We start from the raw sequence: 25,662 nt of genomic DNA on the forward strand, positions 1-25,662 counted from the left end.
ATTCAAGGGATTGAGTCCGCTGGAATTCAGGGCATTGGCGGCATAGAAAAACGCCTGAGAATCTCCATTCTCAGGCGGGAAACATTTATATTATTTCATCTGTCAACTTGGTAGGGTTCAGATCAATTGAGCTGCCCGGTCCTTTTTCATCGTCACTTTAATCTAAAATATAAGTCACCTAAAGCCATATAAAAATAATAAAATGCCCGATTCCTTATAAGGAATCGGGCATTTCTGGTAATTGCGCCTATGCTGATTATCACAATTCTACGATTCGGATAAGTCCCCAGCTTGGGCCTCCTGCTTTTCTTCAAGTAGGTCAAGCGCCTCTTCAATGGCTATGGCAACACCGTCCTCGGTGTTGCTTTCTGTCACTTTATCTGCGATGGCCTTCACTTCGGAAGCGGCGTTACCCATCGCTACTGCCATACCGACTCGTTTCAACATGGAGATGTCATTGAGATTGTCCCCGACTGCCATGACATCTTTCATATCAATATTCATGATGTTGGCGATATCAGTGAGTGCAATGCCTTTCTGTGCATTTTCATGAGTCAGTTCTATATTTCCTTCAGATGAAGAGGATACTGCCAGATTACCGATGTCATAGAGTTCATTCCTCGCCCGGAAAAGCTTTGGTTTGCTTGGCGAAGAGGCGAGCAGTTTCAAAATGTTCTCTTCCTCGTTCTCGAATATCGTCCTATAGTCATCTGTCTCCACCAAGGTGCCGCTTTTCAGGCGCTCTTCCATGAACCCTCTGATTCTCTTCTCGCTAGCGGGATTGTTTTCTTCCCCCGCAAGCTCCATGAAAATCTGGATATCGCGTTCCACGTCTGCCGTATAGATGGCACGGTCGGTATAGATCTGATAGAAAATATCCTCTGAGCGGAACACATCCGCCACCTTATGGACCAGTTCGGCATTCAGCGCATTCGTCGCCAGTATCTCATGGGACTCGTTGCGCACTTCTGCTCCATTCAGACATATATAAGGTAGCGGGGTGTTGAGTTGGCGTATGATGCCATGCGCTTCATAGAAGGCACGCCCAGTCGCCACGACAACCTGTATTCCCCGTTTCATCGCTTCATTGATCGCCTCCATATTCCGGCGGCTGATGTCATGGTGGGGAGTCAACAATGTCCCATCCATATCCAATGCGATTAATTTGACCATAAGCGTTCTAAAACTCCCTTATCATTTTAAATTCATTTTATCAGAAAATTCATTCATTATTCTACTTTTTATGTTTTTTCCTGAGGTTTTTAAAAAATGATGTCAATAAGTTACTGCATGTATCCTCTAATACACCGGAAGTCACTTCTGCACGGTGGTTGAACCGCGGTTCATCCAAAAGGCGCATCAGACTGTCTACTGTGCCCCCTTTAGGGTCTCTCGCCCCGTACACTACATGGGGGATGCGACTCATTATGATCGCACCTGAACACATGGCACAAGGTTCCAAAGTGACATAGAGGGTGCATGCTTCAAGCCGCCACGATCCCACTACTGCACTAGCCCGGTCAATGGCGAGCACCTCTGCATGGGTCAAGGGATTTTGTGAAGTTTCCCTAAGATTGTGTCCCCGTGCGATGACACGGCCGTCATGGACGATTACTGCTCCGATCGGAACTTCGCCGATCTTTCCTGCTTTTTCCGCTTCTTCCACTGCCAAAGCCATAAATGCCTCGTGCATGACCTTCACCGCCTCTTCTCCAGGATGAAACGTCCGTCTTCAATGATATCTACCACACTATCCAACACCAAATCGGCACCTTCCAGGTCCTCTCTACGCGATGTGCCTGATAGTACTCCAATCGTTTGGAGACCCGCTTCATACCCAAGCATCGTATCCGCCCGGTTATCCCCTACCATCACCATCTCATCCAGGGTATAACCATACTTTTGTATAAGGGGGTCAAGTATGCGCAAATCTGGTTTATGATAGGGCGAATCGTCTCCCGCTACAACATGATGGACGACCGATTCCAACGAAAATTTTTCGATGAAATACTGTGTGCTCAAGCGGCTGTCGCTGGTGACGATGATGTTTATATGCCCATTTTCTGCAAGTTGGTCAAGCACAGGGGCGGCCCCCTCGATCAACTCCATATTATTGCGCAAGAGATCGAGGTTCTCTTCGTAGAAGGCCTTCATCCATTCACCGCCGCCACTCTGATAGCGTTCGAAGCAATCTTGGATATTCTGGCCCGTTCCGCTTGCCAGTATGGAATTCGGGGCGATGCGCCCATTGATCAGTCCTAGGCGATGGGCGAGTTCATCTTTGATGTCATGACGGTCGAATTCCTCTGCAAAGGCTTCGATTGTGGTTTTGGCATAAGGCGTCCAAATTTTATGATAATCCATCAGTGTACCATCTTTATCAAACAAAATTATACGCGTCATTAAACTGCCCCAATCAGAAAAATAAGAAGGCAGTATGCCTTCTTATCATTTATTTCGTATTGCTTCCAACATTGTTACAGTCATTTTTTCAAGGTCGTATTGTGGTGCAAATCCCCACTGCCGTTCAGCTTCCGTCGCATCGATGGCGTTCGGCCAACTCTCTGCGATCCCCTGACGTACAGGATCTACATCATAGAACAGTTCGAAGTCGGGTATATGCTTTTTGATTTCATTCGCCACCATCTCAGGATTGATGCTCATCGCTGTGACGTTGAAGGCGTTGCGGTGTTCCAGATTCGAAGCATCCGCTTCCATCAGCTTGATGATCGCTTCGATGGCATCATCCATATACATCATGTCCATATTCGTATTTTTATCTATGAACGATGTATACTGTCCATTCCGGATGGCTTCAAAGAAGATTTCAACGGCATAATCGGTTGTACCGCCGCCGGGCTCCTTGACATGGGAAATGAGTCCCGGGAACCTCACGCCCCGTGTGTCCACACCAAATTTCTCATGGTAGTAGTCACACAGCAGTTCTCCCGATACTTTATTCACACCATACATCGTGGTCGGCCTTTGGATGGTGACCTGCGGGGTGTTCTCCTTCGGAGTCGATGGTCCGAAAGCACCGATGGAACTTGGAGTGAAGAATTTAAGGTCCCGCTCCCTTGCAGTCTCAAGGGCGTTTATAAGCCCTCCCATATTGATGTCCCAAGCGAATTGCGGATTCTTTTCGCAAGTCGCGCTGAGTAGCGCGGCCATATGCATAATCGTATCGGGTTTGAAATCCTCTACGATTTCATCCATCCGCGTTTTATCCCTGACATCCAGGATCTCAAAGGGCTTACCTTTCAATTCGTCACTCTCAGGTTCTTTGATGTCCGTCGGCAGAACATTTTCGTCCCCGTATTTCTCTCTTAGTTTTAAAGTCAGCTCAGTGCCGATCTGCCCGAGCGCACCGGTAATAATAATCCGTTCCATCGCCGTGCTCCTTAATTATGAGATTACGTTCAGTTCTTTTCCTACTTTTTCATATGCAGCAAGCGCATCATCCAACATTTCTTTAGTGTGTGCTGCCGTCGGCATGTTCCTTACACGCCCTGTACCTTTGGGTACAGTCGGGAAGACGATGGACTTGGCATATACGCCTTCTTCCATGAGGCGTTTCGAGAACTCCTGGGTCGTCTTTTCATCGCCGATTATGCAAGGGGTGATCGGTGTTGCGGAATTACCGATATCAAAACCGAGATTCTTAAGGCCTTTTTTCAGGTAATCACCATTCTCCCAGAGCTTGTCGTGCAGCTCTGTGGAATCCATCAGCTTGTGGACTGCCTCAGTTATCGCACGCGTATCCCCAGGTGTCAGTGATGTGGAGAACAGGAATGGACGGGCTGCCACTTTAAGGTAGTCGATCAGATTTTGACTACCTGCAACATAGCCGCCGACGACACCGATCGCTTTTGACAGTGTACCCATCTGGATGTCGATTTCCTTCTCCAGGCCGAAGTGCTTAACAGTTCCTGCACCTTTGCCCATGACACCTGAACCGTGTGCGTCGTCCACATATGTGATGAGGTCGAATTCCTTGGCGATTTCCACGATTTCCGGCAGCAACGCAACATCGCCATCCATCGAGAATACACCGTCAGTAATGTACATGACTTTTCCGTACTGGCCCGATTCCACAGCTTCTTTGGCTTTTTTGCGGAGATCATCCATATCGGAGTGGTTTACACGGATGATTTTTGCGCGGGAAAGGCGGCATCCGTCGATGATTGAGGCGTGGTTCAATTCATCAGACAGGATCGCATCCTCTTTGCCCATGACCGCCTGAATCGCTGCCATGTTACAGTTGAAACCGGATTGGAATGCAACTGCCGCTTCAGTGCCTTTGAATTTAGCCAAAGTCTCTTCCAGGTCCACATGCAGATCCAGGGTACCGTTGATTGTACGTACGGCGCCTGCGCCTACACCATGGGTATCGATTGCTTCTTTCGCAACCTTCTTAAGTGTCTCGTCCGTCGCAAGGCCGAGATAGTTGTTGGAAGATAGATTGATCAGCTTCTTGCCGCCAATCGTGATTTCTGGTCCATTGGCACCTTCAACCACATCGATTTCATTATAGAGTCCGTTATTTTTCAATTCCTGCAGATTTGATGCAAGATACTCATCCAAAATTTTAGACATTTACAATCTCCTCCTCTTTCCCATATCATATCATAATTGAAAGCTGTCTTAGAATTGAAACGATGTTTTTATTAAGTTCCAAAAAGTTCGAAAATTTGATAATATTATATGACATGACCAAGGAGGTTGAAGTTATGAAGATTCGGGATATGGCACAAGCGGCGTTACCCGGAATGATCGACACAAGACGTTATCTGCATATGCATCCGGAAGTTTCATTCCATGAAGAGGAGACCTACAGATACATATTGAAACGCTTGCAGAAGTACCCGGAGCTGAAAATACGTGAAGGGGTCGGGAAAGGCGGCATCCTCGCTACAATCGGCGATGGCGGACATCCGCACATCGCCATCCGTGCCGATTTCGATGCCCTTCCCATACATGACGGGAAAGATGTGCCCTATAGATCTACAGTGGACGGTGTCATGCATGCGTGCGGGCATGATGCCCATACAAGTACACTGCTTGCACTGCTCGATCTCCTTTATGAAAATAGGGACGCCATTCAAGGCAGCGTATCCTTCATCTTTCAATTCGCTGAGGAGATACAGCCAGGCGGTGCAGTTGCGATGGTCGAGGATGGTGTCCTCGACGGCATCGATAGGGTCTACGGCCAGCATTACTGGAGCCAGTATCCGACCCATACAATCAAGACAAAACCAGGCCCCATCATATCCAGTCCGGATATGTTCAAAATAAAAATAAAAGGCCGGGGTGGCCATGCAGCACATCCAAGTCAAGCAGTCGACCCCATAATCATTGCAGCAGAGCTGATCACCAGTCTGCAGACTGCTGTATCACGGCAAATATCCCCCCTCGACAATGCAGTCGTCACCGTCGGTAAAATACGTGCCGGCGATGCCTTTAACGTCATCCCGGACACGGCTGAGCTGGTTGGTACGGTAAGAACTTTCGAGCAGTCCATCAAAGAACGCATCAAGGATATCTTCCAAAAAGAAGTCGACTACACAGCAAGGAAACGGGGGGCGACCGCTGAACTTGAGTATAATATCGGCTATCCTGCAGTCGTTAACCATAACAGGGAAGCAGAGATCATCGAAGAAGCCGCAGCTGCCATAGGTCTTTCCTTTGAGACTGCCAAGCCGATGATGATAGGCGAGGATTTTTCCTACTATATCAATGAGGTCCCGGGGGCCTTCTTCTTCACGGGATCGGGCAATGCAGCCAAGCAGAGTGATTATGTCCACCACCATCCCATGTTCGACTTGGATGAAGAAGCGATGACCAGTGGATTATCGATGTTCATGAAAATTCTCGAGATTGAGCAGGTGATTGAATGGAAACAAGAATGATAGAACAATTGGCGGAAGACCACTACGATGAAATGGTCAGATTGAGACGCCATTTCCATATGTACCCGGAGCTGTCCTTCCATGAAGTCCAGACTCCCGCATATATCGCAGAATACTTAAGGGAGCTCGGCATAGAGACAAAAGAAGGCGTCGGCGGCAGAGGTGTTGTAGGTCGTCTGATCATCGACCCGGAGCGACCGACAGTCGCATTGCGCGCTGATTTTGATGCCCTACCGATACAGGACCAGAAGGATGTGCCCTACCGTTCGACCGTACCCGGGGTGATGCATGCCTGCGGCCATGATGCCCATACCGCAGTACTGCTCACCGTAGCCCGCATCCTTTCTGAAAATAAAGCACAGCTGCGCGGCAACGTGGTATTTATCTTCCAGCATGCTGAAGAAGTCGACCCGGGAGGCGCCTTGCAGATGATTGCGGATGACTGTCTGCACGGAGTGGACGCCATATTTGGCCAACATGTGAGCAGTGGCCTCGATGTCGGTACAATCGGCTATAAATACGGCACGGCAACCGGCATGCCCGACGACTTCACCATTAAGATAAACGGGCGCGGCGGCCATGCTTCAAAACCGCACGTCGCAATCGATCCTGTCGCTGCAGCCATTACCTTCTGCAATCAGCTGCAGTACATCGTCACAAGAAAATCCAAGCCGATGGAGCCTGTCGTCCTATCCATCACAATGTTCAATGCCGGACACCAGCATAATATCATTCCCGATACGGTTGAAGTCGGAGGCACTATCCGGACTTTCAACCACGAGACACAGGCGGTGATGATCAACGAACTTAAAAAGTGCCTTGAAGGCCTTGTGACCACAACAGGAATAACCTATGACCTCGATTATATGAAAGGGTATCCTCCTGTGGTTAATGATACCGACAAGACAGATCTCGTTCTCCAGGCGGCGACTGACATCTCTACAGTACAGGAAGTGCAGGAGCTGGAACCGGATCTCGGCGGGGAAGATTTCTCCTATTACCTACAGAGGGTGCCAGGCACCTTCTACTATACCGGTACCCGCAACACCAATTTCAAAGCCGACTACCCGCATCATCATGGCAAGTTCGATATTGATGAGAAAGGCTTGACGAATGCCGTCTCCGTCATGGTGAAATCCGTATTCAACTACTTCGATAAGGAGGCGAGCATATGATGAAGATCCAACAGGATATAGAAAACCTATATGAGGAAATGGTTCATATGCGCCGGCATATGCATATGCACCCGGAGCTCTCCTTTAAGGAAGCAGAAACAAAACAGTATATCTATGAGCAGATCAGCGACCTTGGCTTGGACATCCGCCAGAATGTAGGCGGCAATGGCATCGTTGCTCGACTGGACATCGATGATGACTTTAAAACTATCGCGCTGCGCGCCGATTTTGATGCCTTGCCGATCGAGGATGAAAAGGATGTGCCCTACAGGTCCACAGTGCCGGGAATCATGCATGCATGCGGCCACGATGCACATACTGCAATGCTCATCACAACCGCACGTATACTCGCGGCACGCAAAGAAGAACTGAAGGTCAATGTCGTGTTCCTCTTCCAGCATGCTGAGGAGATGCTTCCAGGGGGTGCACAGGCGATGATCGAGGACGGCGCACTTGATGGTGTCGATTATATATTCGGGACACATGTCTCCTCCCTCTATCCAACAGGTACGCTATCCTACACGAAGGATTTCGCATATGCCGCAGCAGATGCTTTTACAATCACTGTAGAAGGTCGTGGGGGACACGGTGCAGAACCTCACGAAGCGGTTGATCCCGTCGTTGCCGGGGCTTCTCTGATCCAGCAGCTCCAATCCATCGTTTCCCGCACCGTCGATCCCCTAAAGTCAGCTGTTGTGACGACCAGCATGTTCAACGGGGGTTCTTCTTTCAATGTCATCCCCAACTCAGTGGAACTGCGGGGCACGATACGTACATTCGAGCAAAGTGTAAAAGATGATGTGCTGAGACGGATGGACGGCATCATAAAGGGCATCGAGTCAAGTTTCGAGGTCACATGTAAACTTGACTATCAGCATGGCTACCCTGCGCTGCTCAACAATAACTCGCAACTTGACCATGTCCTCCATTCCCTTGAAGATGCAGCATATGTAAAAATCACTGAAGAAAACCCTCCTTCCATGGGTGGTGAGGATTTTGCCTATTACCTTGAAAAAGTGCCTGGCTGCTATTTCTATACTGGCGTCCGTAATCCGGAAAAAGGAATCGATCATCCTCATCACCATCCATTGTTCGACATCGATGAGGATGGCTTGAAGGCCGGGGTGGAATCCCTCTGCAGCATTGTTCTTAATTTCAATGACCATTAAAAAAGGCCATCTCTTTCGAGGATGGCCTTTTCACATATAAAAGAAGCCGGGGGAACCCCCGGCTTCTAGTATCTTCAAATATATTATTTGACGATTTCAGTTACAACGCCTGATCCAACAGTACGTCCACCTTCACGGATGGAGAAACGTGTACCGTCTTCGATCGCGATTGGAGAAATGAGTTCAACGTTCATTTCAACGTTATCGCCAGGCATAACCATTTCTGTACCTTCAGGAAGTTCTACAACACCAGTTACGTCCGTAGTACGGAAGTAGAACTGTGGGCGGTAGTTGTTGAAGAATGGAGTGTGACGTCCACCTTCTTCTTTTGAAAGTACATAAACTTCAGCTTTGAAGTTAGTGTGTGGTGTGATGGATCCAGGAGCAGCAAGTACTTGTCCACGCTGGATGTCTTCACGTGCTACACCACGGAGGAGCGCACCGATGTTGTCGCCAGCTTCTGCATAGTCAAGAAGCTTACGGAACATTTCAACACCTGTAACAGTTGTTTTAGTGGAATCTTCATTGATACCGATGATTTCAACTTCTTCACCGACTTTGATGCTACCACGTTCAACACGGCCAGTAGCAACTGTTCCACGTCCTGTGATGGAGAATACGTCCTCTACAGGCATCATGAATGGCTTGTCAGAGTCACGCTCTGGAGTCGGGATGAATTCGTCGACTGCATTCATGAGTTCCAAGATTTTGTCTTCGTATTCTTCTACGCCTTCAAGCGCTTTAAGAGCAGAACCTGCGATTACAGGGATGTCATCGCCAGGGAAGTCGTATTCAGAAAGAAGCTCACGCACTTCCATTTCTACGAGTTCAAGAAGCTCTTCGTCGTCTACCATATCTACTTTGTTGAGGAATACAACAAGTGCTGGTACACCAACGTTACGTGAAAGCAGGATGTGCTCACGAGTTTGTGGCATTGGGCCATCCGCTGCAGAAACGACTAGGATACCGCCGTCCATTTGAGCTGCACCAGTGATCATGTTTTTGACATAGTCAGCGTGACCTGGGCAGTCAACGTGCGCGTAGTGGCGTGTTTCAGTTTCGTACTCGATGTGGGAAGTGTTGATCGTGATTCCACGCTCTTTTTCTTCCGGTGCGTTATCGATCTGAGCATAGCTCTGAGCTTCGCCTGATCCTCTTTTAGCGAGAACTGTTGCGATAGCGGCTGTCAGTGTAGTTTTACCGTGGTCAACGTGACCAATTGTACCTATATTGGCATGCGTCTTGGAACGGTCGAATTTTTCTTTTGCCATTTGTATACCTCTCCTTAAAAGAATTGTTTATATTTATATTGAAACTCGGAAACGGGACGTGCCCGCCCGAGGTGTTTCTAAACCACTTATAAATGATTATGATCCAAAAATCAAGCGAGCTGATTATTCACCTTTGTTTTTCTTGATGATTTCTTCAGAAATTGATTTTGGAACTTCTTCGTAGTGATCGAATGCCATTGTATACGTGCCGCGTCCCTGCGTGTTGGAACGCAGATTCGTTGCATAGCCGAACATTTCGGAAAGTGGAACGAAAGCATTGACGACTTGCGCGTTACCGCGTGCAGCCATACCTTCAACACGTCCGCGACGGCTTGTGACATCACCCATGATATCACCCATATACTCTTCAGGCATTACAATTTCAACTTTCATGACTGGCTCAAGAATGACCGGCTCACATACTTTGGCAGCTTCTCTGAGTGCCAATGATGCAGCAACTTTAAAGGCCATTTCTGAGGAGTCGACATCGTGGTAGGAACCATCGAAGAGTTTTGCTTTGACGTCTACCATAGGGTAGCCTGCAAGCACACCGTTCTCCATGGAGTCCCTGAGTCCTGCTTCGACGGATGGAATGTATTCACGTGGAACCACACCACCGACGATCGCGTTTTCAAACTCGAATCCGCCGCCTACTTCGTTAGGTGTGAATTCGATGTGAACATCACCAAACTGGCCACGTCCACCGGATTGACGGGCGAACTTACCTTGAACAGCTGCCTGCTTCTTGAATGTCTCGCGGTAGGACACCATTGGCGCACCTACGTTACAATCCACTCTGAATTCGCGCTTCATACGGTCTACGAGGATATCAAGGTGGAGTTCACCCATACCGCCGATGATGACCTGACCCGTTTCGTTATCGGTGTGTGCCGTGAAGGTAGGGTCTTCTTCCTGAAGCTTGACGAGTGCGCTGGACATTTTGTCTTGGTCAGCTTTGGATTTAGGTTCCACAGAGAGGTGGATAACCGGCTCTGGGAAGTCCATTGATTCAAGGATGACCTGGTTCTTCTCGTCACAGAGCGTATCCCCTGTTCCAGTATCTTTCAAGCCGATCGCAGCAGCGATGTCGCCTGCATAGACAGTGGAAATTTCTTGACGGGAGTTGGCGTGCATCTGCAGGAGACGACCAACACGCTCACGTTTGTCTTTCGCCGTGTTCTGAACATAGGAGCCTGCGCTGAGGGTACCTGAGTACACACGGAAGAAAGTCAATTTACCGACGAATGGGTCCGTCATGACCTTAAAGGCAAGCGCTGCAAATGACTCAGAGTCGTCTGGCTTGGCGATAACCTCTTCATCTTCGTCATCTTTTCTGTGACCGACGATCGGTTTCACATCAAGCGGGGACGGAAGATAGTCGATTGAAGCATTAAGAAGGAGTTGGACCCCTTTGTTCTTGAATGCAGTACCGCAAAGTACAGGATAGAACTCAACATCACAAGTCGCCTGACGGATTGCAGCTTTCAATTCTTCAAGAGAAATATCTTCTCCGCCGAGGTATTTTTCCATGATGTCTTCATTCACATCGGCAAGTCCTTCAATGAGGCCTTCCCTAAGCTCTTCTGCCTTTTCTTTGTACTCAGCCGGGATTTCAATCTCCTGGACATCAGTACCAAGGTCATTGTTGTAGTTAAATGCTTTCATCTCAACCAAATCTATGATTCCTGTGAAGTTATCTTCAGAACCGATTGGGAATTGGATTGGATGCGCATTTGCTTGAAGGCGATCCTTGATCGTACTTACGGAGTACTCAAAGTCTGCACCGACTTTATCCATCTTGTTGATGAAGACGATACGCGGTACACCGTAAGTTGTCGCCTGCCTCCAGACAGTTTCCGTCTGCGGCTCAACGCCAGACTGGGCATCAAGTACCGTCACCGCGCCATCAAGTACACGTAGGGAACGTTCAACCTCTACTGTGAAGTCTACGTGGCCTGGTGTATCGATGATGTTGACACGGTGGCCGTCCCATTGTGCTGTAGTCGCAGCGGAAGTGATCGTGATTCCACGCTCCTGCTCCTGCTCCATCCAGTCCATCTGTGACGCACCTTCATGCGTTTCACCGATTTTGTGGATACGGCCGGTATAATAGAGGATACGTTCAGTCGTTGTTGTCTTACCAGCATCGATGTGGGCCATGATACCGATATTACGCGTTTTTTCTAAAGAGAATTCTCTTGCCATTGATATCTTTTTCTCCTTCCAGGAATGGAATAGATAGGCTGTTGCACAACCTTCTTATTACCAGCGGTAGTGTGCGAAAGCTCTGTTTGCTTCAGCCATCTTATGAACGTCTTCACGTTTCTTGACAGCACCACCAGTGTTGTTGGCAGCATCAAGAATTTCGTTTGCCAGGCGCTCTTCCATAGTCTTCTCCCCGCGCAGACGCGAGTAGTTCACGAGCCAGCGGAGGCCGAGAGTCGTACGGCGTTCTGGGCGCACCTCAACAGGTACTTGGTAGTTTGAACCACCTACGCGACGTGCTTTGACTTCAAGTACTGGCATGATGTTTTCGATTGCTTCATCAAAAACTTCTCCTGCATCTCTGCCGGAACGTTCCTGTACAAGATCGAAAGCTGAGTAAAGAATTCTTTGGGAAGTACCGCGTTTTCCGTCTACCATCATTTTGTTGATGAGCTTAGTCACAAGCTTGGAATTGTGGATCGGATCCGGCAATACGTCTCTTTTTGGGACTGGTCCTTTACGTGGCATAGTCATCCTCCTTTCAAAAATTTATATCATTTTATATTTTTATTTTTTCTTTTTGGCGCGTTTTGTACCGTATAGTGAACGGCTCTGTTTACGGTCGTTGACACCTGAAGTATCAAGCGCACCGCGTACAACGTGGTAGCGTACACCAGGAAGGTCCTTTACACGTCCTCCACGGATGAGTACAACACTGTGCTCTTGGAGATTGTGTCCGATTCCAGGTATATATGCGTTCACTTCAATAGTATTTGAAAGTCTCACACGTGCATATTTACGGAGGGCGGAGTTCGGTTTCTTAGGAGTCATCGTACCGACACGCGTACATACACCTCTTTTTTGTGGTGCATTTTCGTCTGTCATACGTTTCTTAAGACTGTTGTAGCCCTTGTTCAATGCTGGTGAGTCTGTGCTTTGTGATTTGCTTTGACGCGGTTTTCTCACAAGCTGGTTAATCGTTGGCATGGTTTTCCTCCTCTCTTCAATTAATCCCACACATCCAGGTGGCTCATTTTAAAGGTATAAAAAAATGTGTAAGAAATAATTCTTACATTTTGCATTTTATCTCTCCATAACAATCGTAAAGATTCAATATGGAGTAACCTTAATTATAGTAGCATCTCTGAATAGGGATGTCAACATACTATTTTAAAACAGCACCCGCTCAAAAGAGCGGGTATTCTGTTTTTATTCTTCAATGAGAATTTCTTCCTTCTGCTCTGCAGATTCAGGATGTTCGACATCAATTTCCACATCGCGGTATCTTGGCATTCCTGTACCTGCCGGTATGAGTTTACCAATGATGACGTTCTCTTTGAGGCCGAGAAGTTCATCGCGTTTACCTTTGATTGCAGCATCTGTGAGCACTCTTGTCGTTTCTTGGAAGCTTGCTGCAGAAAGGAAGCTTTCTGTTTCAAGTGACGCCTTGGTGATACCGAGCAGTACCGGTTTTGCGGTTGCCGGACGTTTGCGCTTCTTGAAGATATCACGGTTGGCATCCGTAAAGGCATGGATGTCGACCAGTGCGCCAGGGAGCAGCTTAGTATCACCTGCATCGATGATACGAACCTTCCTCAGCATCTGTCTGACCATAACCTCAACGTGCTTATCATCTATTTCAACACCCTGCATGCGGTATACTTTCTGAACTTCCTTAAGCAGGTATTCCTGCGTACGGTTCAGACCTGCAACTGCGAGGAGTTCCTTCGGTTCGATCGAACCTTCGGTCAGTATCTCACCCGGTTCGACCTTATCGCCGATTTCTACAAGCAGGCGTGCTGTCGCCGGTGCGGTATACGTCTTCGTTTCCTGCTCACCTTTGATCTTGATCTCCTGCTGGCGATCTTTGACGATTTCAATATCAGTCACCGCGCCGCGGATTTCTGAAATCATCGCCTGACCTTTCGGATTACGTGCTTCGAAGAGCTCCTGTATACGCGGCAGACCTTGAGTGATGTCGCTTCCTGCGACCCCACCTGTGTGGAATGTACGCATTGTGAGCTGTGTACCCGGCTCACCGATGGATTGTGCAGCGATTGTACCAACCGCTTCACCCACTTCCACTTTTTCGCCGGTTGCAAGGTTCTTACCGTAGCAACGTTCACATACACCGTGGCGTGTATTACACGTGAAGGCTGAACGGATGTACATTTCTTCGACGCCACTGTTCACAATCGCTTTCGCTATCTCATTTGTGATCAGTTCATTTGAGTGGACCAAGATCTCCTTCGTTTCAGGGTCCTTGACCGTTTCTTTGGCATAACGCCCTTCGAGGCGGTCGATGAGTGGCTCGATCAATTCTGAACCTTCTGTAAGCGCTGAAACGAGCAGCCCTTTATCAGTTCCACAGTCGTCATCGCGGACGATGACATCTTGTGCGACGTCGACCAGACGTCTTGTGAGGTATCCTGAGTCCGCCGTCTTAAGTGCAGTATCAGCCAGACCCTTACGTGCACCGTGCGTGGAGATGAAGTACTCAAGAACCGTCAACCCTTCACGGAAGCTGGACTTGATCGGAAGTTCTATGATCTGGCCTGACGGGTTGGCCATCAGACCGCGCATTCCGGCCAGTTGAGTAAAGTTGGACGCGTTACCCCTGGCACCTGAATCACTCATCATGAATATCGGGTTCAGGCGATCAAGTGACTGCATCAACCGTGCTTGGATATCATCCTTCGCACGCGTCCACAGCTCTATGACCGTGCCGTAGCGTTCTTCTTCCGTGATCAGGCCACGTGAGAACTGTTTCTGGACTTTTTCAACCTTCTCTTCTGTTTCATCGATGATTTCCTTCTTCTCAGGAAGTACGACTATATCAGACACACCTACAGTGATTCCGGCTTTAGATGAATACTTGAAGCCAAGATCTTTCATAAGGTCGAGCATGACGGAAGTCTCAGTGATGTGGAAGGCGTTGAACACTTCCGCTATGATCTGCCCCAGGAATTTCTTGTTGAACGGATCGACTAGAGGCGCCTCTTTGAAACGCTCTGCCAATCCACCCTCGCCAAGTTCCGATGCAGCGACGAAGTAGCGGTCCGGTGTCTTCACCTCAAGGTTTTCCCTTGTCGGTTCATTAATGTACGGGAAGGAAGGCGGCATGATTTCATTGAAGATGACTTTTCCTATCGTCGTCATGAGGATCTTGCCCTGATTTTCCTCGGAAACCTTTTCTGCTGCGAAACTGTCGGTATGCACTCCGATGCGGCTGTGGAGTTGTACATAGCCGTTCTGATAAGCCATTACAACTTCATCGGCATCCTTGAAGATATGACCTTCGCGTTTTGTGTTCTCCCTCTCGAGTGTAAGGTAGTAGTTACCGAGCACCATATCCTGTGAAGGTGTAACAACCGGCTTACCATCCTTAGGGTTCAAGATGTTTTGGGCAGCCAGCATCAATGTGCGGGCCTCAGCCTGAGCTTCTTTAGATAGCGGAACATGCACTGCCATCTGGTCACCATCAAAGTCTGCGTTATAGGCAGTCGTAACCAATGGGTGCAACCTGATCGCACGCCCTTCGACGAGTGTTGCCTCGAACGCCTGAATGCCCAGACGGTGGAGTGTCGGTGCACGGTTCAGCAGTATCGGGTGCTCCTTGATGACATCTTCAAGGACATCCCATACCTCATTTTCCATGCGCTCGATCTTACCTTTGGCATTCTTGATGTTGGTTGCCATTTCACGTTCAACAAGTTCTTTCATGACGAACGGCTTGAACAGTTCGAGAGCCATTTCCCTCGGCAGTCCACACTGATACATCTTCAGGCTTGGACCAACTACGATGACTGAACGTCCAGAGTAGTCGACACGTTTACCGAGCAAGTTCTGACGGAAACGTCCCTGTTTCCCTTTCAGCATGTGGGAGAGGGATTTGAGCGGACGGTTCCCCGGACCAGTCACCGGACGACCACGACGGCCGTTATCGATCAATGCATCAACAGCTTCCTGGAGCATACGTTTTTCGTTCTGGACGATGATTCCAGGTGCTCCCAAGTCAAGGAGACGCTTGAGGCGGTTATTACGGTTGATGACCCGGCGGTAGAGGTCGTTCAAGTCACTTGTGGCGAAACGTCCGCCATCAAGCTGGACCATCGGACGGATTTCCGGCGGGATGATCGGCAGTACATCAAGAATCATCCAGGCAGGGTCATTACCTGAGCTCCGGAACGATTCGACGACTTCAAGACGCTTGATTGCACGCGTCAATCTTTGGCCTGTTGCTGTTTCCAGCTCTTTTCTGAGTTGGGCGAGTTCATCTTCAAGATTGACATCCATCAACAGTTCTCTGATGGCTTCAGCACCCATCTTGGCCGTAAACGTATTGCCGTGCTTATCGTAATATTCCCTGTACTCGCGCTCAGTCAGCAGTTGCTTAGGCTCAAGCCCTGTAGATCCCGGCTTGATGACTGCATAGGAAGCGAAGTAGATGACTTCTTCCAGGGAGCGTGGGGACATATCAAGCAGCAGTCCCATCCTGGACGGGATGCCTTTGAAATACCAGATGTGGGAGACAGGGGCAGCAAGTTCAATGTGCCCCATCCTCTCACGTCTGACTTTGGCACGTGTCACTTCCACACCACAGCGGTCACAGACCATGCCTTTATATCTTACACGCTTATATTTACCGCAGCTACATTCCCAATCTTTCGTCGGGCCGAATATCTTTTCACAGAAAAGGCCGTCACGTTCAGGCTTAAGCGTTCTATAGTTGATCGTTTCAGGTTTCTTGACTTCACCGAAAGACCATGAACGGATCTTTTCGGATGAAGCCAGACCTATTTTCATATATTCAAATCTATTTACATCTATCAATGAGCTTTCCTCCCTAAAGTTTTATCAAGCTCAATCATCATTCAGTGACATCTTCAGTCGCTGCTTTTGGCTGCGCACTCAAATTCATCTGATTAGGCGCTTCGTCCTCTTCTGTATCACGCATCTCGATTTCTTCGTCATTCTCATCAAGCAGATTGACATCGAGACCGAGGCTCTGCAACTCCTTCATCAGTACACGGAATGATTCAGGCACGCCGGGTTTAGGGACATTTTCACCTTTTACGATCGCTTCGTAGGTCTTCACGCGACCGACGGTATCATCGGATTTGACCGTCAGGATTTCCTGGAGGGTATAGGCGGCACCATATGCTTCCAGTGCCCATACTTCCATTTCCCCGAAACGCTGGCCACCGAACTGGGCTTTACCGCCAAGTGGCTGCTGTGTAACAAGTGAATATGGTCCGGTACTTCTCGCATGGAGTTTGTCGTCGACCATGTGGGCAAGTTTGAGCATGTACATGACACCAACGGAGATGCGGCTCTCAAACGGTTCTCCCGTTCTGCCATCGTAGAGGACAGTCTTACCATCATGGGCAAGTCCTGCTTCTGACATCGTCTCCCATACATCTTCCTCATTCGCACCGTCAAATACTGGAGAAGCCATCTTCACACCCATGGCACGGGAAGCCATGCCGAGGTGAAGTTCAAGCACTTGTCCGATATTCATACGCGATGGTACCCCAAGTGGGTTGAGCATGAGGTCGATTGGTGTGCCATCTGGCATATAAGGCATATCTTCCTCAGGTAGGATCCTGGAGATGACACCTTTGTTACCGTGTCGTCCACACATTTTGTCACCTACGTTGATCTTACGCTTTTGTACGATATAGACACGCACGAGCTGGTTGACCCCTGGAGAGAGTTCGTCACCATCTTCACGGTTGAAGACTTTGACATCCAGTACAATGCCTCCTGCGCCATGCGGTACACGAAGTGAGGTATCACGCACTTCACGCGCTTTCTCACCAAATATCGCATGGAGTAGACGCTCTTCAGCTGTCAGTTCGGTTACACCTTTAGGGGTGACTTTACCGACGAGGATATCGCCGTCCTTGACTTCAGCACCGATGTGTACGATACCGCGATCATCCAGTTTCTTCAGCGCATTATCAGAAACGTTCGGAATGTCCCTTGTGATTTCTTCAGGCCCAAGTTTCGTATCTCTGGATTCAGATTCGTACTCTTCTATGTGAATGGATGTATAGACGTCATCCTTGACCATACGTTCACTCATGATGACAGCGTCCTCATAGTTGTAGCCGTCCCAAGTCATGAAGCCGACCACCAGGTTTTGACCCAGTGCCATCTCGCCGTTATCCATGGACGGACCATCAGCAAGGATTTCACCTTTGGCGACAATGTCGTCTTTTGCGACAATCGGTTTCTGGTTATAGCACGTTCCGGAGTTCGAACGGATGAATTTGGACAGTTTATATACATCTTTGTCCGTCTCAACTTCTTTTCCATTCTGATCTTCAATCCGACGTATGTGGATTTCTTTCGCTTCCACACGTTCTACACGGCCTTTGTAGCGTGCGACGATTGCAGCACCAGAGTCGCGTGCAGCTACGTGCTCCATGCCCGTACCGATGTGTGGTGACTGTGGAATCAGGAGTGGTACAGCCTGACGTTGCATGTTGGCACCCATCAAAGCACGGTTCGAGTCATCGTTTTCGAGGAACGGGATACACGCCGTCGCCGCAGAAACAACTTGTTTCGGGGATACGTCCATGTAGTCCATGCGTTCTCTCGCCATCTTCGTGTTGTTACCACGGAAGCGGCAGACGATTTCTTCATTGGTGAATGAACCATCTTCCTCAAGGAGCGCGTTCGCCTGGGCGACGACGTAGCTGTCTTCTTCGTCAGCCGTCAGATAATGCGTCTCGCTCGTGACCTTGTTCGTTTCCGGATCAACTCTTCTATAAGGAGTCTCGATGAAGCCGAACTCATTGACCCGTGCATAACTGGACAGGGAGTTGATCAGACCGATGTTCGGCCCTTCCGGCGTTTCGATTGGACACATGCGTCCGTAGTGGGAGTAGTGTACGTCACGTACTTCCATTCCTGCACGCTCACGCGTCAGACCGCCGGGTCCAAGTGCAGATAGCCGTCTCTTGTGCGTCAATTCGGCAAGTGGATTCGTCTGGTCCATGAATTGCGACAGCTGTGAACTTCCGAAAAACTCCTTGATGGAGGCGATTACCGGACGGATATTGATCAGCTGCTGAGGAGTGATGGATTCAGCATCCTGAATCGACATGCGTTCCCTCACTACACGTTCCATACGGGAGACACCAATCCTGAATTGGTTTTGGAGCAGTTCCCCTACAGAGCGCAGACGGCGGTTGCCGAGGTGGTCTATATCGTCAGTGTGTCCTACGCCGTGAAGCAGGTTGAAGAAATAGCTCATTGAAGCGATGATGTCAGAAGGTGTGATTGACTTCACTTCAACATCAGGGAATGCGTTTCCTATGATCGTTGTCGTGCCCTCTTCCATGTTCGGCGCTTCAACTTTTATGGATTGGATCTCAATCGGCTCATCGAGCAGTCCATTCTCTAGATGATATGTTTCCAGGTTCGCATTGGATTCAAGGACATCCATGATGCCGTCCAATGTACGCCTGTCGATTGTAGTGCCTGTTTCTGCTACAATCTCTCCCGTTTCCCGGTCGACGATCGGCTCAGCCAATACCTGGTTGAACAGACGGTCTTTCAGGTGGAGTTTCTTGTTCATCTTATAGCGCCCTACACTCGCAAGGTCATAGCGTTTCGGATCGAAGAAGCGGGAATATAGAAGGTTTCTCGCATTTTCGACAGTTGGTGGTTCGCCTGGGCGAAGTCGTTCGTAGATTTCTAGGAGTGCCTGATCTACCGTTTCGGTAGTATCCTTCTCAAGCGTATTCCTGACGTATTCATTATCTCCAAGAATATTGATGATTTCCTGGTCAGTAGAGAATCCAAGCGCTCTAAGAAGTATAGTCATAGGCAGTTTACGTGTACGGTCGATCCTCACGTAGACGATGTCCTTGGCGTCTATTTCATATTCAAGCCAGGCACCGCGGTTTGGAATCACTGTCGCGCCAAACCCTCTTTTGCCGTTCTTATCGATTTTCTCGGAATAATAGACAGATGGACTTCTGACAAGTTGTGATACTATGACGCGTTCCGCCCCATTGATGACGAACGTGCCGGTATCAGTCATCAGAGGAAAATCACCCATGAACACTTCCTGTTCTTTAACCTCGCCCGTCTCTTTTATGATCAGACGGACTTTCACACGCAAAGGTGCAGAATAAGTTGCATCATGGTTCTTTGCTTCGTCCTCATCATATTTAGGTTCGCCAAGTTTATAGTCGACGAACTCCAATGACATATTACCCGTGAAGTCTTCAACTGGAGAAATGTCCTTGAACATCTCTATAAGGCCTTTCTCCAGGAACCATTCGTAGGATTTTGTCTGGATTTCGATCAGGTTCGGCAGATCCATTTTTTCTTCGATTCGTGCATAACTTCTGCGTGTAGCGTGTCTTCCATATTGAATCAGTTCACTCATCGACAGATTCACCCCTAATAAAAATTACGTAAAACATTCACCGAAGCAGTTAAACAGTTAATAAGACAAAAAGAAAACGGAATCGAAACCAACCCCATTTTCTATTAATCAACTATATTTATACGCTCCATTCAATCCGCACTGAAAAAATGCATACTGATTGACATTATATTTTTACATTCTATAACTATATCACAGAAAAAAAGTCAAGTCAAATTTAAGATTGGCTGACGATTCCCTTCAGGACATAGTATCCTTTATCCTTCACAAGTGTCTCCACATTGCCGAATCTTTCTTGGATGGCTTTGCGATATGAAGCCATCCCCTGCTTTTTTTGGACGACCATGTAGAATGCACCATCCTCCAAACGTCCGGCGGCATCTTCTATGATGTCGAGCACCACATCTTTGCCTGCCCTGAACGGAGGATTCGTAACGTAGAAGTCTGGTTTAAAAGCTTCGGCATGGGCGTCGTATTCACTGCGGTCCATCACTTCGGCCGTCACTTTATTGCGGGTGGCATTCTCCCTGGAGAGCAAAAGCCCATCCGGATTCACTTCAATCATCAGGGGGACTGCATTAAGGACATCTCCGAGGACAATCCCGATCGGACCGTAGCCTGCCCCCATGTCAATGAAGTCTCCGCCCGCATCAGCACCCCTATCCTTTATGATAGCATCAATAAGAACCGCGCTGCCGTAATCGATCCGATCCTTGGAGAAGACACCGCGGTCTGTTTTAAATGTGTAGCGCTTATCTTGGTACACATACTCTATATCCTTATAGTTATGTTCCGAATCGTGTCCGGTGAAATAATGGCTCATCACACCACTCCTATATTCATGCGCCGTCATTATGTAAATAAAGAGACTCATTTAAACAACCGTTTAAAATGAGCCTCCCTACATGTCTGAATTAGATTATTTAAGTTCTACGCTTGCGCCAACTTCTTCGAGTTGTGCTTTAAGCTCTTCAGCATCTTCTTTAGAAGCGCCTTCTTTGACGACTTTAGGTGCACCGTCAACGACTGCTTTAGCATCTTTGAGGCCAAGGCCTGTCGCTTCACGAACGACTTTGATGACTTTGATCTTGGAAGATCCAGCATCTGTAAGTTCAACGTCGAACTCAGTCTGCTCTTCTGCTGCCGCTTCGCCTGCACCAGCGCCTGCTGCTGCTACTGGAGCTGCAGCTGTAACGCCGAACTCTTCTTCTATTGCTTTGACAAGGTCATTCAGTTCAAGTACGGACATACCTTTGATTTCTTCAATGATTTGTTCTTGGGACATTATAATTCCTCCATTTATTGGTATAGTTTATTAAGCTTCTTCGTTTTCCTTCTCTTCACCGACAGCTTTAACTGCATAGGCGAAGTTGCGTACTGGTGCTTGCAGTACAGAAAGTAGCATGGACACGAGTCCATCTTTGTCTGGAAGCGTTGCAATTGCTTTGACATCTTCAACCGGTGTGAATTGACCTTCGATGATGCCTGCTTTGATTTCCAATGCTTCATGATCTTTGGCGAAGTTGTTCAAGATCTTCGCAGGCGCGATCACATCTTCGTTTGAGAATGCAATAGCGTTTGGTCCCGTCAGGAATTCATTGATTTCAGTAAGCTCAGCTTTTTCTGCCGCGCGGCGCGTCATCGTATTCTTGTAGACTTTGAATTCGATATTCGCTTCACGGAGCTGTTTGCGAAGCTCAGTCATTTCAGAAACAGTCAGACCACGGTAGTCTACAAGTACAGTAGATACAGAGTTCTTGAATTGTTCTGTGATGACATCGATGTGTTGCTGTTTAGCTTCAATCACTGTTGACATAGTTACACCTCCATATTTATTTGTGTATCCGGTGCAATAAAAAAAGCACCTTTTACCCTCGGCAAAAAGTGCTTGAATTTATATTGAATATCATTCAAGTCTTAATCATTTGCCTCGGTAGGATGGGCTTTTAAGCACGATGGCTCCTACTGTCTTAGGTAGTATTAAAATACAACTGCAACTATACATAATATAGATGCAGTTGTCAATATATACTTTAGGGTCGTTCTAGGCCCTGATTATGCTAGGATCCACTTTGATGCCAGGTCCCATAGTTGAAGAAACTGCAGTGGTCTTGAAGTATACACCTTTTGAAGATGCTGGCTTCGCTTTTGCAAGCGCGTCATGGACTGCTTTGAAGTTCTCGACAAGCTTATCTTCATCGAAGGATACTTTGCCGATCGCTGCATGCACGATACCGGATTTTTCTGCACGGTATTCCACTTTACCTGCCTTGATTTCTTCGACTGCTTTCGTAACGTCCATCGTTACAGTGCCAGTCTTAGGGTTTGGCATGAGACCTTTAGGTCCAAGCACACGGCCGAGTTTACCTACTTCGCCCATCATGTCAGGTGTTGCTACGATTACGTCGAAATCGAACCATCCTTCATTAATCTTCTTGATGTAGTCCTCTCCTACGAAATCTGCACCTGCTGCTTCTGCTTCCTTAGCCTTCTCACCTTTAGCGAATACCAATACACGTTGTGACTTCCCAGTACCGTGCGGCAAGACGATTGCTCCACGGATCTGCTGGTCATTCTTACGCGTATCAATACCCAGGCGGAATGCTACTTCAACAGAGGCATCGAAGTTGACAGTGCTTGTCTCTTTAGCGAGTTTGACTGCTTCTTCAATGCTGTAAGATGCGTTTTGGTCAAACTTCTCAAGAGCTGCCTGATACTTCTTACTTCTCTTAGCCATTTCTATTCCTCCTTGTGGTTATAGCGGGTAATCCTCCCACGTTTGTATTAATACTTTGTTTTCATGTTCAGTCAAATTATTTTTCTATAGAGAAGCCCATGCTTCTGGCTGTACCTTCGACCATACGCATAGCCGCTTCGACGTCTGCTGCATTAAGATCTTCCATTTTAGTTTCAGCGATTTCACGCACTTGCGCTTCAGTTACGCTGGCCACCTTGTTTGTGTTTGGTTCTCCAGAACCTTTTTCAACGTTTGCAGCTTTCTTGAGAAGAACTGCTGCTGGTGGTGTTTTTGTGATGAATGTAAATGAGCGGTCTTCGAATACGGAAATTTCAACCGGAATGATGAGACCCGCCTGTTCTTGTGTACGTGCGTTGAATTCTTTACAGAATCCCATGATGTTCACACCAGCTTGACCCAATGCCGGACCTACCGGTGGTGCTGGATTCGCTTTACCTGCAGGAATCTGCAATTTTACAATGTTGATTACTTTTTTAGCCACGATGTGCACCTCCTCGTTATCGTGATGTGGTCACAGGATGTCAGTTTTCACCCTCCCACTCGCATCTATAAAAAAAGATGGCCGAAAAAATTTCGACCATGATAATATACCACTATTCCATTAAAAAAGCAAGTGAGTTATTACAATTTCTCGATCTGGTCAAACTCCACTTCGACCGGGGTTTCACGCCCGAACATCTCGACCAGCACAGTCAATTTATAGTGCTCTTCATCGATGGAGCGGATTTCGCCCATCTGATTTTTGAACGGTCCATCGACGATGTTGATGGATTCGCCGACTTCGACTTCGAAATCGACGGTGCGTTCAGCCATGCCCATCTGTTTCAGGATGAACTTCACTTCTTCCGGCAGAAGCGGATTCGGCTTACTGCCTGCACCTTGGGAGCCGACGAAGCCTGTAACCCCTGGGGTATTGCGGACGATGTACCAGGACTCATCCGTCATGATGAGTTCGACGAGCACATATCCCGGGAACGTCTTCTTCATTGCCGTTTTGCGCTTGCCGTCCTTTAAGGTCGTCTCTTCCTCTTCAGGGATGATGACGCGGAAAATCTGATCCTGCATGTTCATCGATTCAAGCCGGGCTTCAAGGTTCTTCTTCACTTTATTTTCATATCCGGAATAAGTATGCACCGCATACCAGTTCTTTTCTCCAGACATAGTATCTCTCCTTTGGTTACATTAAGTCTATGAGTGCGGAGATACCCAGGTCCAGCGCATAGAAAAACGCCAGAAAGAATATCACTGTGAACATGACGACCGCTGTATAGCGGACCGTTTCCTGACCGGTCGGCCAGCTTACCTTCTTCATCTCGCTGACAACGTTCTGCAGGAAATTCTTATCATTTGCCATCGGTTGTTTCCTCCTGTATCAGATGGAACTCTTATGAGTCTGATGCCGGTTGCACGTTTTGCAGTACTTCCTGATGGATAGTCTTTCCTTGTGCTCGGTAGTCGTCCTATAATTGCGCGACCCGCATCCAGTGCATGTTAGCGCCACTTTCATCATAGCTCCCTCATTTCAATTCTAATTCACTATACCGATTTCATGCCGTGTTGTCAAATGGCCCTCCTTCCCACCCCTCATGGCTTAGAAGCTCTTTTTTACGCCTGATGCGGTGCAGCGTATTGAGCACCGCTTTCCTGTCCAGTTCAAAGGCCAGACACACATCTTCGATGCTGTGCCCCAGGTCGAGGTGTTGCAGAACTTTCTGCTCCAGAGGTGAACAGATTCCCTTTTTATGCAGCAGGTATTGGAGCTGCTCTTCCTTTACCATCATATTGATCGGATCCGCTTCCCGCTCGCTGCGCTTTGATTCGTCATACATCTTTTCGATGGATGTCCGTTCCCGGCAGCGCCTGAGTCCGTTCGCGCTGGACCTGCTCATCATTTCGAAGCGAAGCGTCCGGTAGAGGTAATGCATATATTTGCCGCGGGTATGGTCATAGCGGCTGCATAGTTTGAGCGCGACTTCCATCATCTCCTGTTCCATATCCTCGCGGTCCTGGAAATGTTCGGAATAGCGGTAGGTCAGCCGCCTGACATATGGTCTGATCCTTTCATCCATTATATCAAAAGCGGCAACGTCACCCCCATCCACACGGCAGGCGAGCTCATCCATGTCATCATCTGTTCCACGCTCACGGATATAAAATTGGTATGCAGTGATATGGTACATGACCGATCCCCCCAGAACTTTATTCAAGAATAAGAGGAATCATCAATATATTCAATATGCTAAAAACGGCCACGCCGCCATTTCTCGAGTTTCGCTTGGACATCCTGCCGGATATCCAGTTTCTGTCTGGGCATTTTTTCGTTAATCGCATCTATTTTTTCACTGATATTCTTTTCAGCTTCCGCCAAGTTCAGCCACATCTCACGGGATGATATCCGGTAGGCGCCGAGGGCAAATATCGCATTCTGTTCAGTCAAGTCACTTGTCACGACACTGATCTCCGATAAGTGGGGGTGGTAATGATCATGCACAAACCGTTCGATGTATTCATCCGCCGTCTCCTTCTCTTTTGTGTAGACCACGGTGACGCCGTGAAAATCACGCACACTCTCCTTCGAACGCACTTCATAGGCATCGAACACACAGATGATTTCCTGATTGACCACCGACTGGTACTCCGCGAGAGCGGCCAATATCTTCTCCCTTGGCAGCTGGAGCGACTGCAGCGACTCTTTATGCAGTTCCGGGTCGGCCCCGAGGAGGTTGTAGCCATCGACGATCAGAATGCGTCTTTTTTTACGTCTCATG

Annotated in this window: 24 protein-coding genes and 1 other annotated feature; of the genes, 3 read left to right on the plus strand and 21 right to left on the minus strand. The window is 48.1% G+C overall.

The genetic code is table 11. From position 1 onward, the window contains the following. Positions 1–267 precede the first annotated feature (267 nt). From ABD734_RS09005 to ABD734_RS09025, 5 genes are all read right to left on the minus strand, one after another. On the minus strand, positions 268–1,173 hold the full coding sequence (locus tag ABD734_RS09005; protein WP_344703523.1) for an HAD family hydrolase: 906 nt from the start codon (positions 1,171–1,173) through the stop codon (positions 268–270). Between the two features lie 61 nt (positions 1,174–1,234). Continuing rightward, on the minus strand, positions 1,235–1,693 hold the full coding sequence (tadA, locus tag ABD734_RS09010; protein ID WP_425568400.1) for a tRNA adenosine(34) deaminase TadA: 459 nt from the start codon (positions 1,691–1,693) through the stop codon (positions 1,235–1,237). Between the two features lie 5 nt (positions 1,694–1,698). Then, positions 1,699–2,403, minus strand: a complete 705-nt coding sequence (locus ABD734_RS09015) for an HAD family hydrolase (RefSeq protein ID WP_344703527.1) — start codon at positions 2,401–2,403, stop codon at positions 1,699–1,701. Positions 2,404–2,448: 45 nt separating this feature from the next. Further along, positions 2,449–3,390: an L-threonine 3-dehydrogenase gene (locus ABD734_RS09020; protein ID WP_344703529.1), complete on the minus strand. Its 942-nt coding sequence runs from the start codon at positions 3,388–3,390 to the stop codon at positions 2,449–2,451. A 15-nt stretch (positions 3,391–3,405) separates the two neighbouring features. Then, a complete protein-coding gene (locus ABD734_RS09025) occupies positions 3,406–4,596 on the minus strand; it encodes a glycine C-acetyltransferase (RefSeq protein WP_344703531.1) in 1,191 nt (396 codons plus the stop codon). Positions 4,597–4,730: 134 nt separating this feature from the next. Here ABD734_RS09025 and ABD734_RS09030 point away from each other — a divergent pair, with 134 nt between their 5' ends. Genes ABD734_RS09030 through ABD734_RS09040 form a run of 3 tightly spaced genes read left to right on the plus strand, consistent with a single transcriptional unit; the run spans position 4,731 to position 8,253 of the window. Beyond that, positions 4,731–5,909, plus strand: coding sequence for an amidohydrolase (locus tag ABD734_RS09030; protein WP_344703533.1), 1,179 nt, complete (start codon positions 4,731–4,733; stop codon positions 5,907–5,909). Continuing rightward, complete coding sequence (locus tag ABD734_RS09035) at positions 5,894–7,084, plus strand: M20 metallopeptidase family protein (RefSeq protein ID WP_344703535.1); 1,191 nt, start codon at positions 5,894–5,896, stop codon at positions 7,082–7,084. The genes ABD734_RS09030 and ABD734_RS09035 overlap by 16 nt, the downstream gene beginning before the upstream one ends. Beyond that, entirely contained in the window at positions 7,081–8,253 is a 1,173-nt protein-coding gene (locus ABD734_RS09040) for an amidohydrolase (RefSeq protein ID WP_344703537.1), read from the plus strand. The genes ABD734_RS09035 and ABD734_RS09040 overlap by 4 nt, the downstream gene beginning before the upstream one ends. Before the next feature lie 83 nt (positions 8,254–8,336). On the opposite strand, the gene tuf is transcribed toward ABD734_RS09040, so the two are convergent. The 16 genes from tuf to ABD734_RS09120 form a co-directional block, all read right to left on the minus strand. Next, positions 8,337–9,524: an elongation factor Tu gene (gene tuf / locus ABD734_RS09045; protein WP_344703539.1), complete on the minus strand. Its 1,188-nt coding sequence runs from the start codon at positions 9,522–9,524 to the stop codon at positions 8,337–8,339. Between the two features lie 123 nt (positions 9,525–9,647). Beyond that, on the minus strand, positions 9,648–11,729 hold the full coding sequence (fusA, locus tag ABD734_RS09050) for an elongation factor G (protein ID WP_344703541.1): 2,082 nt from the start codon (positions 11,727–11,729) through the stop codon (positions 9,648–9,650). A 57-nt stretch (positions 11,730–11,786) separates the two neighbouring features. Then, positions 11,787–12,257, minus strand: coding sequence for a 30S ribosomal protein S7 (rpsG, locus tag ABD734_RS09055; RefSeq protein ID WP_344703543.1), 471 nt, complete (start codon positions 12,255–12,257; stop codon positions 11,787–11,789). Positions 12,258–12,296: 39 nt separating this feature from the next. Next, positions 12,297–12,716: a 30S ribosomal protein S12 gene (gene rpsL / locus ABD734_RS09060; protein ID WP_344703545.1), complete on the minus strand. Its 420-nt coding sequence runs from the start codon at positions 12,714–12,716 to the stop codon at positions 12,297–12,299. A 222-nt stretch (positions 12,717–12,938) separates the two neighbouring features. Continuing rightward, positions 12,939–16,562 (minus strand): DNA-directed RNA polymerase subunit beta', encoded by a 3,624-nt coding sequence (gene rpoC / locus ABD734_RS09065; RefSeq protein ID WP_344703547.1) that lies wholly within the window; start codon positions 16,560–16,562, stop codon positions 12,939–12,941. Between the two features lie 37 nt (positions 16,563–16,599). Beyond that, complete coding sequence (rpoB, locus tag ABD734_RS09070; protein WP_344703549.1) at positions 16,600–20,136, minus strand: DNA-directed RNA polymerase subunit beta; 3,537 nt, start codon at positions 20,134–20,136, stop codon at positions 16,600–16,602. Positions 20,137–20,353: 217 nt separating this feature from the next. Further along, positions 20,354–20,959 carry a class I SAM-dependent methyltransferase gene (locus tag ABD734_RS09075; protein ID WP_344703551.1) on the minus strand — a complete coding sequence of 202 codons (606 nt, stop codon included), beginning with the start codon at positions 20,957–20,959 and terminating at the stop codon, positions 20,354–20,356. 96 nt (positions 20,960–21,055) lie between these two features. Further along, entirely contained in the window at positions 21,056–21,424 is a 369-nt protein-coding gene (gene rplL, locus ABD734_RS09080) for a 50S ribosomal protein L7/L12 (protein ID WP_344703585.1), read from the minus strand. A 27-nt stretch (positions 21,425–21,451) separates the two neighbouring features. Beyond that, a complete protein-coding gene (rplJ, locus tag ABD734_RS09085; protein ID WP_344703552.1) occupies positions 21,452–21,952 on the minus strand; it encodes a 50S ribosomal protein L10 in 501 nt (166 codons plus the stop codon). A gap of 30 nt (positions 21,953–21,982) precedes the next feature. Beyond that, positions 21,983–22,129 (minus strand) — a sequence feature (ribosomal protein L10 leader region). 51 nt (positions 22,130–22,180) lie between these two features. Further along, positions 22,181–22,873 (minus strand): 50S ribosomal protein L1, encoded by a 693-nt coding sequence (rplA, locus tag ABD734_RS09090; RefSeq protein ID WP_344703554.1) that lies wholly within the window; start codon positions 22,871–22,873, stop codon positions 22,181–22,183. Positions 22,874–22,949: 76 nt separating this feature from the next. Then, entirely contained in the window at positions 22,950–23,375 is a 426-nt protein-coding gene (rplK, locus tag ABD734_RS09095) for a 50S ribosomal protein L11 (protein WP_344703556.1), read from the minus strand. Between the two features lie 140 nt (positions 23,376–23,515). Then, complete coding sequence (gene nusG, locus ABD734_RS09100) at positions 23,516–24,055, minus strand: transcription termination/antitermination protein NusG (protein WP_344703558.1); 540 nt, start codon at positions 24,053–24,055, stop codon at positions 23,516–23,518. Positions 24,056–24,071: 16 nt separating this feature from the next. Further along, the gene (gene secE, locus ABD734_RS09105) at positions 24,072–24,248 is read right to left on the minus strand and encodes a preprotein translocase subunit SecE (protein WP_344703559.1); all 177 of its coding nucleotides are present in this window, start codon (positions 24,246–24,248) and stop codon (positions 24,072–24,074) included. 18 nt (positions 24,249–24,266) lie between these two features. Next, positions 24,267–24,404 (minus strand): 50S ribosomal protein L33, encoded by a 138-nt coding sequence (gene rpmG / locus ABD734_RS09110; RefSeq protein ID WP_344703562.1) that lies wholly within the window; start codon positions 24,402–24,404, stop codon positions 24,267–24,269. A 37-nt stretch (positions 24,405–24,441) separates the two neighbouring features. Further along, positions 24,442–25,074 carry an RNA polymerase sigma factor gene (locus ABD734_RS09115; RefSeq protein ID WP_344703564.1) on the minus strand — a complete coding sequence of 211 codons (633 nt, stop codon included), beginning with the start codon at positions 25,072–25,074 and terminating at the stop codon, positions 24,442–24,444. Positions 25,075–25,133: 59 nt separating this feature from the next. Beyond that, the gene (locus tag ABD734_RS09120; RefSeq protein ID WP_344703566.1) at positions 25,134–25,661 is read right to left on the minus strand and encodes an NYN domain-containing protein; all 528 of its coding nucleotides are present in this window, start codon (positions 25,659–25,661) and stop codon (positions 25,134–25,136) included. Position 25,662: the final 1 nt, after the last annotated feature.

It is taken from the genome of Salinicoccus jeotgali (genome assembly GCF_039538805.1).
GTDB classification, from domain to species: Bacteria; Bacillota; Bacilli; order Staphylococcales; family Salinicoccaceae; genus Salinicoccus; species Salinicoccus jeotgali.

Excerpts from the sequence above, each read along its gene's own strand:
- rpsG (WP_344703543.1), bottom strand. The coding sequence starts at position 12,257 with ATGCCACGTAAAGGACCAGTCCCAAAAAGAGACGTATTGCCGGATCCG.
- ABD734_RS09040 (WP_344703537.1), top strand. The coding sequence starts at position 7,081 with ATGATGAAGATCCAACAGGATATAGAAAACCTATATGAGGAAATGGTT.
- ABD734_RS09005 (WP_344703523.1), bottom strand. The coding sequence starts at position 1,173 with ATGGTCAAATTAATCGCATTGGATATGGATGGGACATTGTTGACTCCC.
- tuf (WP_344703539.1), bottom strand. The coding sequence starts at position 9,524 with ATGGCAAAAGAAAAATTCGACCGTTCCAAGACGCATGCCAATATAGGT.
- rpoB (WP_344703549.1), bottom strand. The coding sequence starts at position 20,136 with ATGAGTGAACTGATTCAATATGGAAGACACGCTACACGCAGAAGTTAT.
- ABD734_RS09120 (WP_344703566.1), bottom strand. The coding sequence starts at position 25,661 with ATGAGACGTAAAAAAAGACGCATTCTGATCGTCGATGGCTACAACCTC.
- rpmG (WP_344703562.1), bottom strand. The coding sequence starts at position 24,404 with ATGATGAAAGTGGCGCTAACATGCACTGGATGCGGGTCGCGCAATTAT.
- rplJ (WP_344703552.1), bottom strand. The coding sequence starts at position 21,952 with ATGTCAACAGTGATTGAAGCTAAACAGCAACACATCGATGTCATCACA.
- ABD734_RS09075 (WP_344703551.1), bottom strand. The coding sequence starts at position 20,959 with ATGAGCCATTATTTCACCGGACACGATTCGGAACATAACTATAAGGAT.
- tadA (WP_425568400.1), bottom strand. The coding sequence starts at position 1,693 with ATGCACGAGGCATTTATGGCTTTGGCAGTGGAAGAAGCGGAAAAAGCA.
- ABD734_RS09115 (WP_344703564.1), bottom strand. The coding sequence starts at position 25,074 with ATGTACCATATCACTGCATACCAATTTTATATCCGTGAGCGTGGAACA.
- ABD734_RS09020 (WP_344703529.1), bottom strand. The coding sequence starts at position 3,390 with ATGGAACGGATTATTATTACCGGTGCGCTCGGGCAGATCGGCACTGAG.
- secE (WP_344703559.1), bottom strand. The coding sequence starts at position 24,248 with ATGGCAAATGATAAGAATTTCCTGCAGAACGTTGTCAGCGAGATGAAG.
- rplA (WP_344703554.1), bottom strand. The coding sequence starts at position 22,873 with ATGGCTAAGAGAAGTAAGAAGTATCAGGCAGCTCTTGAGAAGTTTGAC.
- ABD734_RS09025 (WP_344703531.1), bottom strand. The coding sequence starts at position 4,596 with ATGTCTAAAATTTTGGATGAGTATCTTGCATCAAATCTGCAGGAATTG.
- nusG (WP_344703558.1), bottom strand. The coding sequence starts at position 24,055 with ATGTCTGGAGAAAAGAACTGGTATGCGGTGCATACTTATTCCGGATAT.
- ABD734_RS09030 (WP_344703533.1), top strand. The coding sequence starts at position 4,731 with ATGAAGATTCGGGATATGGCACAAGCGGCGTTACCCGGAATGATCGAC.
- ABD734_RS09015 (WP_344703527.1), bottom strand. The coding sequence starts at position 2,403 with ATGACGCGTATAATTTTGTTTGATAAAGATGGTACACTGATGGATTAT.
- fusA (WP_344703541.1), bottom strand. The coding sequence starts at position 11,729 with ATGGCAAGAGAATTCTCTTTAGAAAAAACGCGTAATATCGGTATCATG.
- rpsL (WP_344703545.1), bottom strand. The coding sequence starts at position 12,716 with ATGCCAACGATTAACCAGCTTGTGAGAAAACCGCGTCAAAGCAAATCA.
- ABD734_RS09035 (WP_344703535.1), top strand. The coding sequence starts at position 5,894 with ATGGAAACAAGAATGATAGAACAATTGGCGGAAGACCACTACGATGAA.